This is a genomic window from Microbacterium sp. PAMC22086 (genome assembly GCF_019443525.1).
Lineage (GTDB): Bacteria > Actinomycetota > Actinomycetes > Actinomycetales > Microbacteriaceae > Microbacterium > Microbacterium maritypicum.
Genome location: NZ_CP080380.1, coordinates 940563 through 955027, shown reverse-complemented (window position 1 = coordinate 955027; position 14465 = coordinate 940563). Strand labels below are relative to the sequence as shown.

Below are 14465 nucleotides of genomic sequence, written 5' to 3'. Positions count from 1 at the left end.
CGGGTCAGACCGTCACATCTCCCACCAGGTTGACCTTGATGCCCATCCCGGCGAACATCGCGGTCTTCGCGATCAGGGCCTTGTCCGCCGTGTCCGCATCCGGGGCGTAGACCAGCTGCGCATGGTTGGCCTTGTGGCGGGCCATGAACTGGTCGCGCGAGATGCCATGCAGCACCACGTGGGCGATCGGCCATTCCGGGTTGGTGGCGTCCTTGCGGCGCTGCGTCTCCTGCTCCGGCAGCTCCACGACCGAGGCCCGGAAGATGTCGGCCTGCAGGATGCCCTCGGCGATGAAGACGCGCGACAGCACGATCTCTCCGGGCTTCGAGACACCGTTGATCGTGGCACCGCCCGCAGGGAAGAACACGTGGCCCTGACGCCAGCCCTCGGCGTTCTGCCACCCGCCCAGGTGCGAGGCGGGCACCGAGCCGGAGATCTCATAGACCCAGACGAACCGACCGTCGTAGTCCTCGCCCCAGCGCACGTCGTGCAGGGTGTTGTCGGGCACGAGACCCATCGCGCGCCATACCCGGTCGGTGACGAGCGCGTCGACCGCGACGCCCTCGTCTGCTTCGTTGAAGTGCGGGAAGGCGCGGCCCTCGTGCAGCACGCGCGAGCCGTCGCGCGAGGTCACCGGCGGGCGTTCGGTGGAGTTCAGGATGCCCTCGGCCAGGTCGGATGCCGGCACCAGGTCCTTCAGCCCCTGCTGATATTGGATGCCGACCGCGTCGAGCCCGAAGTCGTCGGCGATGCGGAGCGCGGCGATGTACATCTTCAACTGCCACTGCACCTGCTCGCGCGTGAGCTCGGTGGCGGGGTCCTCGCCGTACCGGAAGGTCATGCCCGCCTCGATCAGCCAGTCGTAGGCGGCATCCGCCTCGTCCTCGGAGACGTTCAGCATCTCGGCGTACAGCGCCGACTGCGACAGGCGCTCCTTGTAGATGCCGGTCTGGTTGAGCAGCTCGTCGTCGAAGATCGCGTTGTACATGCCCATGCAACCCTCGTCGAAGACGCCGATGATGGCCTTCTCGGCGAGCAGCTCCGCCGCGAGCGCCTCACCCAGCTGCTTCTCGGGGCTGTCCGGCAGCGCGGGCAGCGCCCGCACGTGCGACGCGTCGTGCGTGATGGCGCCGGTCTCGGTCCACTCCCTGATCCCGCCGGTGAACCACTCGTCGGTGAAGTCGACCGACCAGGTCGTCGCGTACGGCTTGTCCATCTTGGTGAGCCCCGCGTTCAGACCGAGCAGCCCGACGAGGCCGGGCCAGTCCCCCGCGAAGTTCGCGACCGTGAGGATGGGCCCCTCATGCGACCGGAGACCGGCGAGCACGTGGTGGGAGTACTGCCAGTTGGCGATCGCGACGATCAGAGGAGCATCGACGGGGATGCCCTTGAACACCTCGAGGCCCATGCGCTGGCTCGAGATGAAGCCGTGCCCGGTCTGCGGGTCCACCCCGAAAGGACGGATGACCTCCCAGCCGAGCGCGTTCAGCACTCCGGTGACGCCGCTCTCGAGCTCGACCTGGGTCGGCCAGCCGGCGACGTTCGCCGACTCGCGCAGGTCGCCGGACGTGATGATGTACGCGGTCTTCGGCGCGGTGGCCGGGCGGGGAGCCGCGGTCGGCAGGGTGTACGTAGTCATGATGCCTCCGGGGCGATGGGGGTGGTGGTCGGGGTGGTCGGGGCGGCACCGCGCTGCGCGGCGGCGAGTTCGTGCACGACGGATCTCGATCCCTCATAGAGGCGCACGTAGCGTTCGAACAGGGAGTCGTAGAGCGGCCGCAGCGCCTCATCCGGGCTGATGCGCTCCGAGATCGGGTTCCAGGCGGTGATCGTCGGCTCCTCGCCTTGTGCAGCGGTCGCGGTCGCCGCGAGGAAGGCCGCGCCGTAGCTCGCGCCGATCGTCGTCGCAGGCACCTCCTGCACGAGGCCGGTGACGTCGGAGACGATCTGCATCCACAAGCGCCCCTGCGTTCCGCCGCCGACCGCGACGATGCGGCGGATGTCGGCACCCGCCGCCAGCATGGTCGCGACGTTGTGCCGCACCCCCAGGGCGGTCGCCTCCAGCGCCGCACGGTACAGGTCGCCGCGCGTGTGCGCGAGGGTGAGGCCCGCGATCACGCCCCGAGCGTCCGGATCCTGGATCGGCGTGCGCTCGCCCGCGAAGTAGGGCAGAACGAGGAGGCCGTTCGCGCCGGCGCCCGACGCGGCAGCCTCGGTGAGCAGTTCGGGATAGTCGGCACTGGTCAGGCCTTTGAGCCATGCGGTGAGAGCGCCGGACGTCGAGAGGCCGCCGGCGAGGTTGCGGGTGCCGGCGAAGGCCCCGGCCGTGGTCCACATCGACGGCGTCCGCAGGGTCTCTTCGCCGGTGGCCACGAGGAACATGGTCGTGCCGTACATCAGCATCAGGTCGCCGACCTCGTGCGCGCCGACGCTGACGGCTTCGGTCCAGGCATCGATCGTCCCGGCGATCACGGGCGTGCCCACGGGGATCCCGGTGAGGGCTGCCGCCTCGGCCGTGACCTCTCCGGCGATCTCGCCCGCCCAGTGCAGCCGCGGCCGCTCGATCTCCCCTGCGTATCGCGCCCACCACGGGTCGTGCCAGCACTCGCCCTCGATGTCGTAGAGGGGAGAGACCTGACTGGCGGACTGGTGATCGAGCACGTACGCACCGGTGAGCCGGCGCGCGAGCCAGGACGCGGGCATGTACAGCCGTCGCGCTCGCTCCCACGCCTCGGGCTCCTCATCCTCGATCCAGGCGATCTTCGGCCCGCCCGCCTGCGAGGTCAGGGTCGATCCGCCGATGCGCGTGATCTCGTCGACGCCGAGCTCGGCGGTCATGCGCTCGATCTGCGCGGTCGAGCGGGTGTCGACGCCATAGAGGATGGCCGGGCGCACGGGTTCGTCGCGTTCGTCGGCGAGCAGGATGCAGGGCCCCATGCCGCTGACGCCCACACCGACGATCTCGGCATCGGGGACTCCGGCGAGCAGTTCGCGCGCGATCGCGACGAACTCGTCCCACCAGATCGCGGCGTCCATCTCGACCCAGCCCGTGCGAGGGCGTTCGACGTCGTGCGCCCTGGTCGCCGTCGCCAGGATGCCGCCGTCGGCACCGACCAGCACGCCCTTGCTGCTGGACGTGCCGATGTCCACCCCCAGGGTGCAGCGCATGGAGTCCTCCTCGTGCCGGGACGACGGAGTCCTCGGTCTGATCGTCACTGTACGCGAAATCGATTTCATGCCGCAAGGCGCGAGCAGTCCTGCACCACTCGCGCCAGAGAGTGATCTGCCCACCGAGAGCGGTTTTCTGGCTGACCAGCACCGGAATACCGTGACATTTTGGGCACCCCGAATCAGACTGGAGGCATGCGCTTGGACGACCCGCAGGTATGGACGCTGATCGGCGTGTTCACGACGATGATGCTCGGCGGCATGACCCTCATGACGATGCAGTTCAGCCGCGTGATCCGCGCCGAGATCGGTGGTCTGCGCGGCGAGCTGCGAGGTGAGATCGGCGGGTTGCGCGGCGATCTGAGCGGGCGACTGGAGAGCCTCGAGGGCCGGCTCACCGGCCGCATAGACGCCCTGGAGCATAAGGTCGACAGCCTCGACAAAGAGGTGGCGAACCTCGCGACGCGGTTCTGGCGCTCACAGTAGTCCGCCCGACCGCCCGCTCAGCTCCGCGTCGCGCTCGCGGGCTGGAGCTCGTTGCGCAGCACGACCGTCCGCGCCGGCTGCGTGTCACCCTTGATGCGATCCAGCAGCATCCGCGCCGCGGTCACGCCCATGTGCCGCGCCGGCAGTCGCACCACGGTCACGGCCGTCGGCGAGAGCGTCGTGAACGGCAGAGAGCCGATCACCGCCACGCCGACATCCGGCGGAGTGCGCCCGTGCTCCGTGAGCACCTGGATGGCGCCGACCCCGATCAGGTTGTTGCCGGCCACCACCGCATCCGGCGGCTCGGGCAGCGCGAGCAGCTCCTCCATCGCCGACCGGCCACCGTCGACGCGGAAGGTCGTGAAGCGCTCGAGCCCGTCGAGGTCGAGGTCGGGGTGGGCCGTGGTGAGCGCGGAGCGCCACCCCGCGGCGCGCTCGGCGGCGGTGTCGATGTGCGCGGGGCCGCCGATGTAGGCGATGCGACGGTGGCCCGCATCGATCAGGCTCCGCGTGGCCGACGTACCCGCCGCGCGATTGGCCATCGTGACGCCGTCGATGTCGTAGGCCGTGCTGCGGTCGACGGCCACGACGGGCCGGCCGGTGGCGAGGATGCCGTCGAGGTCGGAGTGCTCGTCGGCTGTCGCGATGATGACGCCGGACATGTTCTCGGCGATCGCGATGCGGAGATACGTCGCCTCCTTCTCCACCTGCGCGTCGGAGTTGCAGAGCACGACGGAGTATCCGGCTTCGGAGGCGACGTCCTCCACCCCGCGCGCCATCTCGGTGAAGTACGGGTTCTCGATGTCGGGGATCACGAGGGCGATGACCTCGGAACTCTGTCGACGCAGCGAGCGGGCGGCGCGGTTGGGGGTGAAGTCGAGCGCCGCCGCGGCCGCACGGACGGCCGCCACCTTCTCGTCGGAGACGCTCGTGCCGTTGAAGACGCGCGAGACCGTCGCGGGCGAGACCCCCGCGAGCTCGGCGACGTCGTAGATCGTTGCCATGCGCTCCCTGCTCCCCCGCGGACTCGTGCTCCCGCCGAGCGCGGCGGGTGCTGCAACAGTATCGCGCGGTGGCCGAGGATCAGCGCCTCGGTGAAATCGATGCCGCGCACATCTTCACCGCCCACGCGACGGATGCCGCGACCCCGGGCCGCGGCATCCGTCGTGTTGCTGAGGTTCTTCAGCTCAGCCAGGCCGGCGCGCGTCCTCGCAGGAACGCTCCGTCGAGGGAGAACCGCCCCGCACCCGTGAGCGCGAGGGCGAGAGCTGCCGCGCCGAGGACCGCGACGAACTCGTAGCCGCCGTCACCGACCCAGAGACCGGCGGGAAGGTGCACGGCGACGAGGGCGACGATCATGTCGATCGCGAGCAGGATGGCGACCGGACGGGTGAGGAGCCCGAGGATCAGCAGGATGCCGCCGATGAGCTCGACGAAGGCGACGACCGGACCGGCGATCTCCGGCAGAGGGACCCCCATGCCCGCGAAGCTGCCGATCGTCCCGGGAAGCGTGAACTCGAAGATCTTCTGTGCGCCGTGTGCGGCGAAGATCGCACCGACGACCACGCGGAGGACCAGGAGCCCCAGCGAGGGTGCGGCGGATGGGGCTTTGGTGTTCGTCATGAGGAGTTCTTCCTTCGTGGCAGGACACCCGCGCGCCAGGCGCGGAGCAGGGTCGTTCCCTGCTTCCACGCTAGGAAGGCGACATTTCCATCTCCTGTGACCGGGTCACCGGTGCGCGGCGACCACCTCGGCGACGGCGGTGCGCTCGGCGGCGCTCGGCTCGGCGATGGCCATGCGGCAGTGCGTGTCGACGACGTCGAGCACGCGGTACGCCTCCTTCATGCGCGCCATGTCGCCCCCGATGAGCGCGACGACGTCGTCGACGGCGGCCTGGGCAGCGACGATGGCCGCCGCGTCTCCCGCTCGGCCCGCGTCGGCGAGCGCGCGGAAGGGCTTCGGTGTGACCGACGACACCCCGGAGACGACGCCCTGCGCGCCCACCTCGACGGCTGCGATCAGGTCGCGATCGGCGCCGGTGTAAAGGTCGAAGTCGGCAGGCACGACGGCCCGGTACGCGGCGATGTCGTCGAGCGAGAGCTCACTGATCTTGGCACCGACGACGTTGGGCAGTTCGGCGAGCCGCACCAGAAGCTCCGGCGAGACCGGGTTGCCGCTGCGAGCCGGGTAGATGTACACGTACAGGCGACCGTCGCCGACGGCATCCGACACCGCGCGGTAGTAGTCGAAGATCGCGTCGTCGGTGGCGCGCAGGTAGTACGGTGTCAGCGCGGCGAACTCCACGGCGCCCAGTTCGCGGGCGATGCGGGTCAGCCGCACAGCCTCGAAGGTGCTGGGGCGGCCGACGTGCACGACGACGCGCATCCGCCCCTGCAGCTCGGCCAGCGCCGCGTCGACGATGGCCGCGAACTCCTCGGCGTCCACCGCGGGGAACTCCCCCGTCGTGCCGAGCACGAATGCTCCCTCGTTCCCCGAGTCGGCGACGAATCGGAAGATCGCACGCGAACCCTCGATGTCGAGGGTGCCGTCGCGGTGGAACGCGGTGGGCACGGCGGTCAGGATGTCGTAGCGGGTCACTTCTCGGTCTCCTCGGAGTTCTTGCGGGGCTTGCGGGAACGACGCCGCGGGGCGTCGACGTTGCGGACGGTGGAGGTGAGTAGGTCCGGCTGCGCGGCGAGCTCGTCGTGCGCCTTCTCGATCTGCTGGATGCTGTCGTCGTGCAGGATCGAGTCCGCGAGCGAGGCGCGCTCGGCACGGGGTCGACGGGCGGCACGGATCGCCGGCATCACGATCGAGAGCACGGCCAGGGCGAGGAGCACGAGCGCGATGGGGCTGACGACCTCGAAGAACGGACGCGTGGGCAGGATCGCCAGCGTCCGGGCGAGGTTCTCCTCGGCGAGGGGTCCGAGCAGGAGCCCGAGCACCACGGGGCCCGCTGGCACCTGCATGCGCTTGAGCATCACTCCGATCGCACCGAAGACGAGCATCGTCACGACCGTGGAGAGGCTGTTCGAGGTGGCATACGTGCCGATGATGCAGAAGATCAGGATGCCGCTCCACAGATACGGCTGCGGCACGTCGAGCAGCTTGACCATGCCCTTCATGCGGATCAGGCTCAGAACGAGCGACAGGATCGTCGCGATCAGCATGATTCCCACGATCGAGACGACCAGGTCGGGGCGGTTCGTGAACAGCGTGGGACCGGGCGTGATGCCCCAGATGATCATCGAACCGATCATCACGGCCATCACGGAGTCGCCGGGGATGCCCAGCGCCATGGTCGTGGTGAGCGAGCCACCGAGCGTCGCGCTCGAGGCGGTGTCGGAGGCCGCGACGCCCTCGATCGATCCCTTGCCGAACATCTCGGGGTGCTTGGACACCTTGCGCGCCCGCTCCCACCCGATGAGTCCCGCGATGTCGCCGCCGGCCGCGGGGATGAGCCCAACGCCGAGTCCGACCGCACCGCCGACCGCCGTGGCCGGACCGCTCTGCTTCAGCTCTGCCCGGTTCGGCCACCAGCGGCCGAGGCTCGAGATGGGCCGCACGTGCGACTTCCGGTGCGTGAGCAGCTGGTCGAAGAGTTCGGCGATGCCGAAGAGTCCGATGATCACGGCGATGAAGTTCACGCCCTCGACGAGTTCGAGCACTCCGAAGGTGAAGCGCTGATCGGCCGTTGCCGCATACGTGCCGCCGCTGCCGAGCATGAGGCCGAAGAGCCCGGCGAGGATGCCCTTGAGCATCGACTTCGACGAGATGCCGATCATGATCGAGATGCCGAAGACCACCAGGGCGAACAGTTCGGGGGATTTGAAGTAGTCGCGGGCGAAGCTGGCGATCGGCACGGCTGCGACCGCGAAGAGCACTACCGAGGCGAGGATGCCGACGGCCGAGACGATCGCGGAGATCGTCAGGGCGAGACCGGCCCGCCCCTGCTTGGCCATGGGATAGCCGTCGAGCGTCGTCGCGATGGACGCCGGAGTGCCGGGGGTGTTGATGAGGATCGAGGGCACCCGATCGCCGAAGTTCGCGGCGACGTAGATCGTCAGCAGCACCGCGAGACCCTGCACGGGCTCGAGGGTCATCGTGAAGCCCGCGGCGAGCGCGACAGCCATGGTCGCGGTGATGCCGGGAAAAGCGCCGACCATGAAGCCGAGCACGAGGCCGACGAGCATGTAGAGCAGGATCGAGATGTCGAGGAGCGAGTTCAGCCCCTCCATGAGCGCGTTCACAGGGGGATCCTCAGGAGCATCCCGAACACGACGTAGACGAACGCCGTGACGGAGGCGGAGTAGATGATCAGGCTCAGCCAGCGGCGGTGGCCGTAGAGGAGCATGAGGGAGGCCATCAGCAGAGCTGCGGCGATCGGGAAGACCTCGATGCGGTAGCCGAAGAGGATGACCGAGCCCAGCGACCACAGCACGATGAAGGCACCGGTGATCGCGAGCGTGGCGATGACGCGGAGGTAGCCGCCGGGCTGGATGCGTTCGAGGTCTTCGCGGGTGGGTGCCGGGCGGGTGATCGCGACGGCGAGCAGCGCGATGGCGACGACAACTCCGGTGACCCCGATGACGAGCGGCCAGAAGCGGGCGTCGATCTGTCCGGGGGCGGCCTCACGGCGCAGCGGGATCTGCGTCGAGAGGAACAGGTATCCGGCGGTGAATGCCAGGGCGACGACGGCGAACACGATCTCGAGGGTTCGCGACGCGGGCGCGCCCTCGTACTCGTCACCGGCGGATTCGTCGCGGCCCGCCGGTTCTGCAGCGGTGTCGGGGGTGGACATCATGCTCCTTCTCCTTCGTCGAAGGCGAACGGCTGCGGGGCCGGTCTGCACCGGCCCCGCAGTGTTCTCAGCCCAGGAGATCCTTGAAGAGGTCGAACTGCTCGTCGACGAACGTCGTCCATTCGGCGGAGTCGCGGTACACGACGAGGTTTCCGGCATCGGCTTGGAACTTCTGGTATCCGTCGGACTCGACGGCTTCCTTGACCGCGGCCTCGAGCGTCGACTTCACGTCGTCGGGCAGACCCTTGGGGGCGTAGATGCCGCCCCAGCCACCGAAGACCACGTCTTCGCCGATGGCCTCTTCGACAGTCTCGACGTCTTCCGCGTCGGGGTGACGCTCGTCGTTCATGACGGCGAGGATGCGCACGGCCTCGCCCTGCGCCAGGGCCTCGCCGAGGCCGGAGACGGCCGCGACGGTCTCACCGGATGCGGCCGCAGCGACGGCTGTCGCTCCGCCGTCGTAGGGGACCGGAGTGAAGTCGGCGTCGGTCGCGGCGCCGAGTCCGAGGGTCGCCGCCTCCCAGATGGAGCCGGCACCGGAGTTGGCGACCGTGACGGCGCCGGACTTCGCCTGGGCGACGAGGTCTTCGAGCGTCTCGATGCCGCTGTTCGCGCCGACCGTGACGACCCCGGGGGCGAGCATGATCTGGCCGAGCAGGTCGAAGTCGTCCGGCAGCACGTTCGCGCTCTGCGTGGTGTTCAGCATCGCGATCTCGACGGGCGCGAATCCGATGACGTAGCCGTCGGCATCCTGCGCGCCCACGTACTCCATCGCGAGGGCGCCGGCGGCACCGGGCATGTTCTCCGGGATGACGCTGACGCCGAGGATCTTCTCGAGCTCCGTGGCGAGCGCGCGCGACGAGAGGTCGGAGCCTCCGCCGGGGTTGGCCTGGATGATGAGTCGGATGTCGTTCTCGGGGAACGCCGATCCGGCTTCCTCGCCCTCTTCGACCTTGGTGCAGGCCGAGACGATGAGAGCGGTGGCTGCGAGGGCGGCGATCGCGGCAGCCGCCCGGGTGATGCGCTTGCGGGGCATCTTTGCTCCTCTACGTGGGTCGACCTTGTTGTCGACTCCCCGACCGTAGCAGTGTTGACTGTTAACAGTCAACACTGACAAACGTGTGCCCCTCCCCGACGAGTAAATGCCCGCCCCGCTCAGGCGCGGGTGGCGATCTCGCTCAGCATGCGCTCGCGGGCGCCGTCGAGGTGCTCCGACAGCACCTTCGCCGCCTGCGTCGGCGTACCGCTTCGCATCACGTCCATGAGCTTCACGTGGTCGCCGGACGACTCGTGCAGATCTTCATCGTGGTTGATCGTGACCTCGAGGAGCGCCGTGAACGTCGGGAGGTACTGGTTCCACGCCCCCTCGAGGCGTGGATGGTCGGCGAGCGCGTAGATCTGCGAGTGGAACTCGAGGTCGGCCGCCACGAAAGCGGCGTGGTCACCGGCATCCGCGGCCTCGCCCATGCGTCCGACCGCCGCAGCCATCGCCGCCCAGCGCGCATCGTCGTCGACACGCATGGCGCGCGAGAGGGCGAGCTGTTCGAGGGCACCGCGCAGGCTGTACAGCTGATCGACGTCGTCGTGCGTGAGCCCCACGATGTAGACCCCGCGCGGACGCTGCACCTCGACGAGCTTCTCGAAACTCAGCTGGGTGAGAGCATCGCGCACCGGTCCGCGGCTGACCGAGAACTCCTCGGCGAGCGCCTCTTCGGTGATGCGCGCGCCGGGGGCGAGCTCGCCGCGCACGATGCGCTGGCGGAGCACCCGCGCCACCTGGGCGCCGAGGGATTCTCCGCGCGTGACGGTCTGCGTCATGGTGACCTCCTGTTAACAGTTGACAGGATACACACCACGGCGGTGCCTGGGCCTAGGCGCTCCCGCGCGGGTCCCAGAGCACGACCTCCGTCGAGCGACGCAGGCGCCGTCCGGTCGGCATGGGTACGACTCCGGCGGAACCCGCGGCGAACACGCGGACTCCGGGGCGACTCTCGCGCTCGGTGCGCAACGCACTCTCGAGCACGGCGATGCGGTTGTGCAGCGCCCTGTTCTCGTCTTCGAGGTCGAGCAGACGGGCGATCGCGGGGAGGCTCACGCCCTCGGAAGAGAGCTGGGCGACCTCGCGCAGCTGCTCGATGTTCCGGGGGGAGTACCGGCGCAAACCGCCGGAAGTGCGTCCGGGGACGACGAGCCCGATGCGGTCGTACTGCCGCAGCGTCTGGGGATGAAGGCCGGCGAGCTCGGCGGCGGCCGCGATCGCGAACACCGGGGTGTCAGCATTCATCATGAACGCCTCCGCCCCCGGTGCCCGCTTCGACGATCGGTCATCGCCGCGCCTTCGCCATCAGCTCGGCCCGCGGGTTCTCGTCGGGCTCGAGTTCCTGGAACTTCTCCAGAGCCGCACGTGCGGCGTCGTCGAGGTGCGTCGGCACCGCGACCTGGAGCTCGGCGAGCAGGTCGCCCGTGCCCTTCGAGGTCGCAACCCCTCGGCCCTTGACCCGCAGCACCCGCCCGGAGGGGGTACCGGGTGCGACGCGGAGCTTGACCACGTCGCCGCCGAGGGTCGGGACCTCGATGGTCGCACCGAGAGTCGCCTCGGTGAACGTCACAGGCACCACGACGCGCAGGTTGAGTCCGTCGCGCGTGAAGACCGGGTGCGGGCGCACCGCGATCTGCACGACGATGTCGCCGCTCTCTCCCCCATCGGGCGAAGGACGACCGCGACCGCGGAGACGGATCTTCTGGCCGTCGGCGACGCCCGCCGGGATCTTCACCTTGAAGGGCTTGCCGTCTTCGCCCTGCAGGGAGATGGTCTCGCCCTGCACGGCGGTGACGAAGTCGAGCGTGGTGCGGGCCGTGACATCGGCTCCGCGCTGCGGGCCGCCGAAGCCGCGGTATCCGCCACTCGGCTGCCCGAAGCGTCCGTTGCCGAAGCTCGCACCCTGCCCTTGGTTGAACATCGCGAAGATGTCCTCGAAGTCCGCCGTCTGTCCGCGGCCCTGCTGTCCGAACCGGCTGAACACGTCTTCGAAGCCGCCGGCACCCGCACCGCTCGCCGTGAAGCGAGCGCCGGATCCCATGGCGCGGATCTCGTCGTATTCCTTGCGCTGTTCGGTGTCGGAGAGCACCGAGTAGGCCTCGCTGATCTCCTTGAACTTCGCTTCGGCTTTGGCATCACCCTGATTGGAGTCCGGGTGGTACTTCCGCGCGAGCTTGCGATACGTCTTCTTCAGATCCGCATCACTGACGTCCTTGGAGACCCCGAGGGTCTTGTAGAAGTCCTTGTCGAACCAATCCTGGCTGGCCATCGATCACCTACTCCGCGGGGACAGCGACGACGACCTTCGCGGGGCGCAGCTCGACGTCTCCGAGGCGGTAGCCCACCTCGACGACCTCGAGGATCGTGGTCTTCTCGGCGCCGGGGGTCGGCTGCTGGAAGATGGCCTCGTGGCGCTGCGGGTCGAATTCCTCGCCCTTCGCGCCGTACGCGACCACTCCGAGACGCTCCACGACCGTGCGCACCTTGTCGGCGATCACGGCGAAGGGCGTGCCCTCCACCAGATCACCGTGCTGAGCCGCGCGGTCGAGGTCATCGAGCACGGGGACCAGGCCCTTGGCGGCCTCGCCCTTCGCTCGCTCGATCTCGACCTGACGCTGCTCTTCGGTGCGGCGACGGTAGTTCGCGTATTCGGCCTGGAGGCGCTTGAGGTCGTTCAGCAGCGTGGACTCGAGGTCGGCGAGCACGGCGTCTTCCGCCGCGGCCTCACCGGTCTGCGTGGCACCGAGGATGTCGTCGACCGTGAGGTCATCGGCGCCGTCGTCAGGAGTCTCGTCCGACCCCTCGGCGGCCTTCGCCTCGGTGGAGTCCGGGTTCTGCGGCACGGGGCCGGATGCCTGAGCATCCGACCCCTCGCTGCGACCTTCGGCGGACTCAGGAAACTGGTTCTCGTCGAAGTTCTTGTCCGTCATGATTACTTCTTCTCGTCCTCGTCGTCGACGACCTCGGCGTCGATGACGTCTTCCTCGGAGGAGGGAGCGTCACCGGCCGGGGCCTCGCCGTCAGCCGAAGCGCCGGCAGCGGCATCCGCCTGCGAGGAGGCGTAGATGGCCTCGCCGAGCTTGGACTGCGACTGGTTGAGCTTGTCGAACGCGGTCTTCACGGCCTCGTCGTCTTCGCCGGCCAGCGCCGTCTTGAGCGCGTCGACGTCGGCCTTGACCTCGGTCTTCACGTCTTCGGGCAGCTTGTCGTCGTTCTCGGTGATCAGCTTGTCGATCGAGTACGCGAGCGTCTCGGCCTGGTTGCGGACCTCTGCGGCCTCGCGGCGCGCCTTGTCCTCAGCGGCGTGCTCCTCGGCCTCGCGCACCATGCGCTCGATGTCTTCCTTCGACAGCGACGAGCCGCCGGAGATGACGATCGACTTCTCGGTGCCGGTGCCCTTGTCCTTGGCGGACACGTGCACGATGCCGTTGGCGTCGATATCGAAGGTGACCTCGATCTGCGGGATGCCGCGGGGAGCCGGAGCGATACCCGTCAGCTCGAACGTGCCGAGCGGCTTGTTGTCGCGCGTGAAGTCACGCTCGCCCTGGAAGACCTGGATCGCGACGGACGGCTGGTTGTCGTCTGCCGTGGTGAAGGTCTCGCTGCGCTTGGTCGGGATGGCCGTGTTGCGCTCGATGAGCTTGGTCATCATGCCGCCCTTGGTCTCGATACCGAGGCTCAGCGGGGTGACGTCGATGAGGAGAACGTCCTTGCGCTCACCCTTGAGGACACCGGCCTGGAGCGCGGCGCCGACGGCGACGACCTCATCCGGGTTGACGCCCTTGTTCGCGTCCTTGCCGGTCTCGCGCTTGACGAGTTCGGCGACCGCAGGCATACGCGTGGATCCACCGACGAGCACGATGTGGTCGATCTCGGACACCTTGATGCCGGCTTCGCGGATGACGTCCTCGAACGGCTTCTTGGTGCGGTCGAGAAGGTCCTTCGTGAGGTCCTCGAACTTCGCGCGGGTGATGGTCTCGGAAAGCGACACCGGGCCCGACTCGGTCAGCGACAGGTAGGGCAGGTTGATGCTCGTCGACGTCGAGGAGGAGAGCTCCTTCTTCGCCTGCTCCGCAGCCTCCTTGAGACGCTGCAGGGCGATCTTGTCACCCGAGACGTCGACGCCCGTGGTCTCCTTGAACTGCTTGATCAGGTAGTCGACGAGACGCTGGTCCCAGTCGTCTCCACCGAGACGGTTGTCACCGGCGGTCGAGCGCACCTGGATCGTGGAGAAGTCGTCGTCCTTGCCCACCTCGAGCAGCGAGACGTCGAACGTTCCGCCACCCAGGTCGAAGACCAGGATGAGCTCGTCTTCCTTGCCCTTGTCGAGGCCGTACGCCAGAGCGGCAGCGGTCGGCTCGTTGATGATGCGCAGGACGTTGAGGCCCGCGATCTCGCCGGCTTCCTTGGTGGCCTGACGCTCGGCGTCGTTGAAGTACGCGGGGACCGTGATGACCGCGTCGGTCACCGTGTCGCCCAGGTACGCCTCGGCGTCGCGCTTCAGCTTCATCAGGATGCGCGCGGAGATCTCCTGCGGCGTCCACTTCTTGCCGTCGACGTCGAAGGTCCAGTCGGTGCCCATGTGGCGCTTGACGGAAGCGATCGTCCGGTCGACGTTGGTGACGGCCTGGCGCTTCGCGGTCTCACCGACGAGCACCTCCCCGTCCTTGGTGAAGGCCACGACCGAGGGGGTCGTGCGGAAGCCCTCTGCGTTGGCGATGACCTTGGGCTCGCCACCCTCGAGGACGCTGACGACGGAGTTGGTGGTTCCGAGGTCGATACCGACAGCACGTGCCATGTGTTCTCTCCTTTGTTGGAAGTTCGTTGTGGTTCGGAAAATCTGCGGCGATCAGGAAAACCTGAGTCGCGATGACTCAAGTGTACCCAGGGGTCGACGAGGAGTCAAATGAACTTGATATGACTTGGCTCAACTTTGAGATTCGGCGCTGTTCCGGGCGCACGGCGGCGTCA

Annotated in this window: 14 protein-coding genes; 1 reads left to right on the top strand and 13 read right to left on the bottom strand. The window is 68.4% G+C overall.

The features are described from left to right. Nucleotides 1-4: 4 nt before the first annotated feature. Both KY497_RS04720 and KY497_RS04715 read right to left on the bottom strand, forming a co-directional pair. Complete coding sequence (locus KY497_RS04720) at nucleotides 5-1639, bottom strand: fucose isomerase (RefSeq protein WP_219869943.1); 1635 nt, start codon at nucleotides 1637-1639, stop codon at nucleotides 5-7. Continuing rightward, complete coding sequence (locus KY497_RS04715) at nucleotides 1636-3168, bottom strand: FGGY-family carbohydrate kinase (RefSeq protein WP_219869942.1); 1533 nt, start codon at nucleotides 3166-3168, stop codon at nucleotides 1636-1638. The genes KY497_RS04720 and KY497_RS04715 overlap by 4 nt, the downstream gene beginning before the upstream one ends. 195 nt (nucleotides 3169-3363) lie before the next feature. On the opposite strand from KY497_RS04715, the gene KY497_RS04710 reads away from it, so the two are divergent. Continuing rightward, nucleotides 3364-3654 (top strand): hypothetical protein, encoded by a 291-nt coding sequence (locus KY497_RS04710; protein ID WP_017829636.1) that lies wholly within the window; start codon nucleotides 3364-3366, stop codon nucleotides 3652-3654. A gap of 17 nt (nucleotides 3655-3671) precedes the next feature. Here the strand turns inward: KY497_RS04710 and KY497_RS04705 are convergent, their stop codons facing one another. The 11 genes from KY497_RS04705 to dnaK all read right to left on the bottom strand — a co-directional run bounded on the left by KY497_RS04705 (nucleotide 3672) and on the right by dnaK (nucleotide 14292). Continuing rightward, the gene (locus tag KY497_RS04705; RefSeq protein WP_219869941.1) at nucleotides 3672-4658 is read right to left on the bottom strand and encodes a LacI family DNA-binding transcriptional regulator; all 987 of its coding nucleotides are present in this window, start codon (nucleotides 4656-4658) and stop codon (nucleotides 3672-3674) included. Between the two features lie 178 nt (nucleotides 4659-4836). Beyond that, nucleotides 4837-5277 (bottom strand): DoxX family protein, encoded by a 441-nt coding sequence (locus KY497_RS04700; RefSeq protein WP_055866303.1) that lies wholly within the window; start codon nucleotides 5275-5277, stop codon nucleotides 4837-4839. 105 nt (nucleotides 5278-5382) lie between these two features. Further along, nucleotides 5383-6252 (bottom strand): dihydrodipicolinate synthase family protein, encoded by an 870-nt coding sequence (locus KY497_RS04695; RefSeq protein WP_055866305.1) that lies wholly within the window; start codon nucleotides 6250-6252, stop codon nucleotides 5383-5385. Beyond that, a complete protein-coding gene (locus KY497_RS04690; protein WP_219869940.1) occupies nucleotides 6249-7904 on the bottom strand; it encodes a tripartite tricarboxylate transporter permease in 1656 nt (551 codons plus the stop codon). The genes KY497_RS04695 and KY497_RS04690 overlap by 4 nt, the downstream gene beginning before the upstream one ends. Continuing rightward, nucleotides 7901-8458 (bottom strand): tripartite tricarboxylate transporter TctB family protein, encoded by a 558-nt coding sequence (locus KY497_RS04685; RefSeq protein ID WP_017829648.1) that lies wholly within the window; start codon nucleotides 8456-8458, stop codon nucleotides 7901-7903. The genes KY497_RS04690 and KY497_RS04685 overlap by 4 nt, the downstream gene beginning before the upstream one ends. Nucleotides 8459-8522: 64 nt before the next feature. Further along, entirely contained in the window at nucleotides 8523-9491 is a 969-nt protein-coding gene (locus tag KY497_RS04680; protein ID WP_055866310.1) for a tripartite tricarboxylate transporter substrate binding protein, read from the bottom strand. A gap of 119 nt (nucleotides 9492-9610) precedes the next feature. Beyond that, on the bottom strand, nucleotides 9611-10273 hold the full coding sequence (locus tag KY497_RS04675) for a GntR family transcriptional regulator (RefSeq protein ID WP_055866313.1): 663 nt from the start codon (nucleotides 10271-10273) through the stop codon (nucleotides 9611-9613). 52 nt (nucleotides 10274-10325) lie between these two features. Beyond that, a complete protein-coding gene (locus KY497_RS04670; protein ID WP_218682031.1) occupies nucleotides 10326-10739 on the bottom strand; it encodes a heat shock protein transcriptional repressor HspR in 414 nt (137 codons plus the stop codon). Nucleotides 10740-10779: 40 nt separating this feature from the next. After that, nucleotides 10780-11763: a DnaJ C-terminal domain-containing protein gene (locus tag KY497_RS04665; RefSeq protein ID WP_017829652.1), complete on the bottom strand. Its 984-nt coding sequence runs from the start codon at nucleotides 11761-11763 to the stop codon at nucleotides 10780-10782. A gap of 7 nt (nucleotides 11764-11770) precedes the next feature. Continuing rightward, nucleotides 11771-12424, bottom strand: a complete 654-nt coding sequence (locus KY497_RS04660; protein WP_055866319.1) for a nucleotide exchange factor GrpE — start codon at nucleotides 12422-12424, stop codon at nucleotides 11771-11773. Between the two features lie 2 nt (nucleotides 12425-12426). Further along, on the bottom strand, nucleotides 12427-14292 hold the full coding sequence (gene dnaK, locus KY497_RS04655; RefSeq protein ID WP_141386960.1) for a molecular chaperone DnaK: 1866 nt from the start codon (nucleotides 14290-14292) through the stop codon (nucleotides 12427-12429). Between the last annotated feature and the right edge of the window lie 173 nt (nucleotides 14293-14465).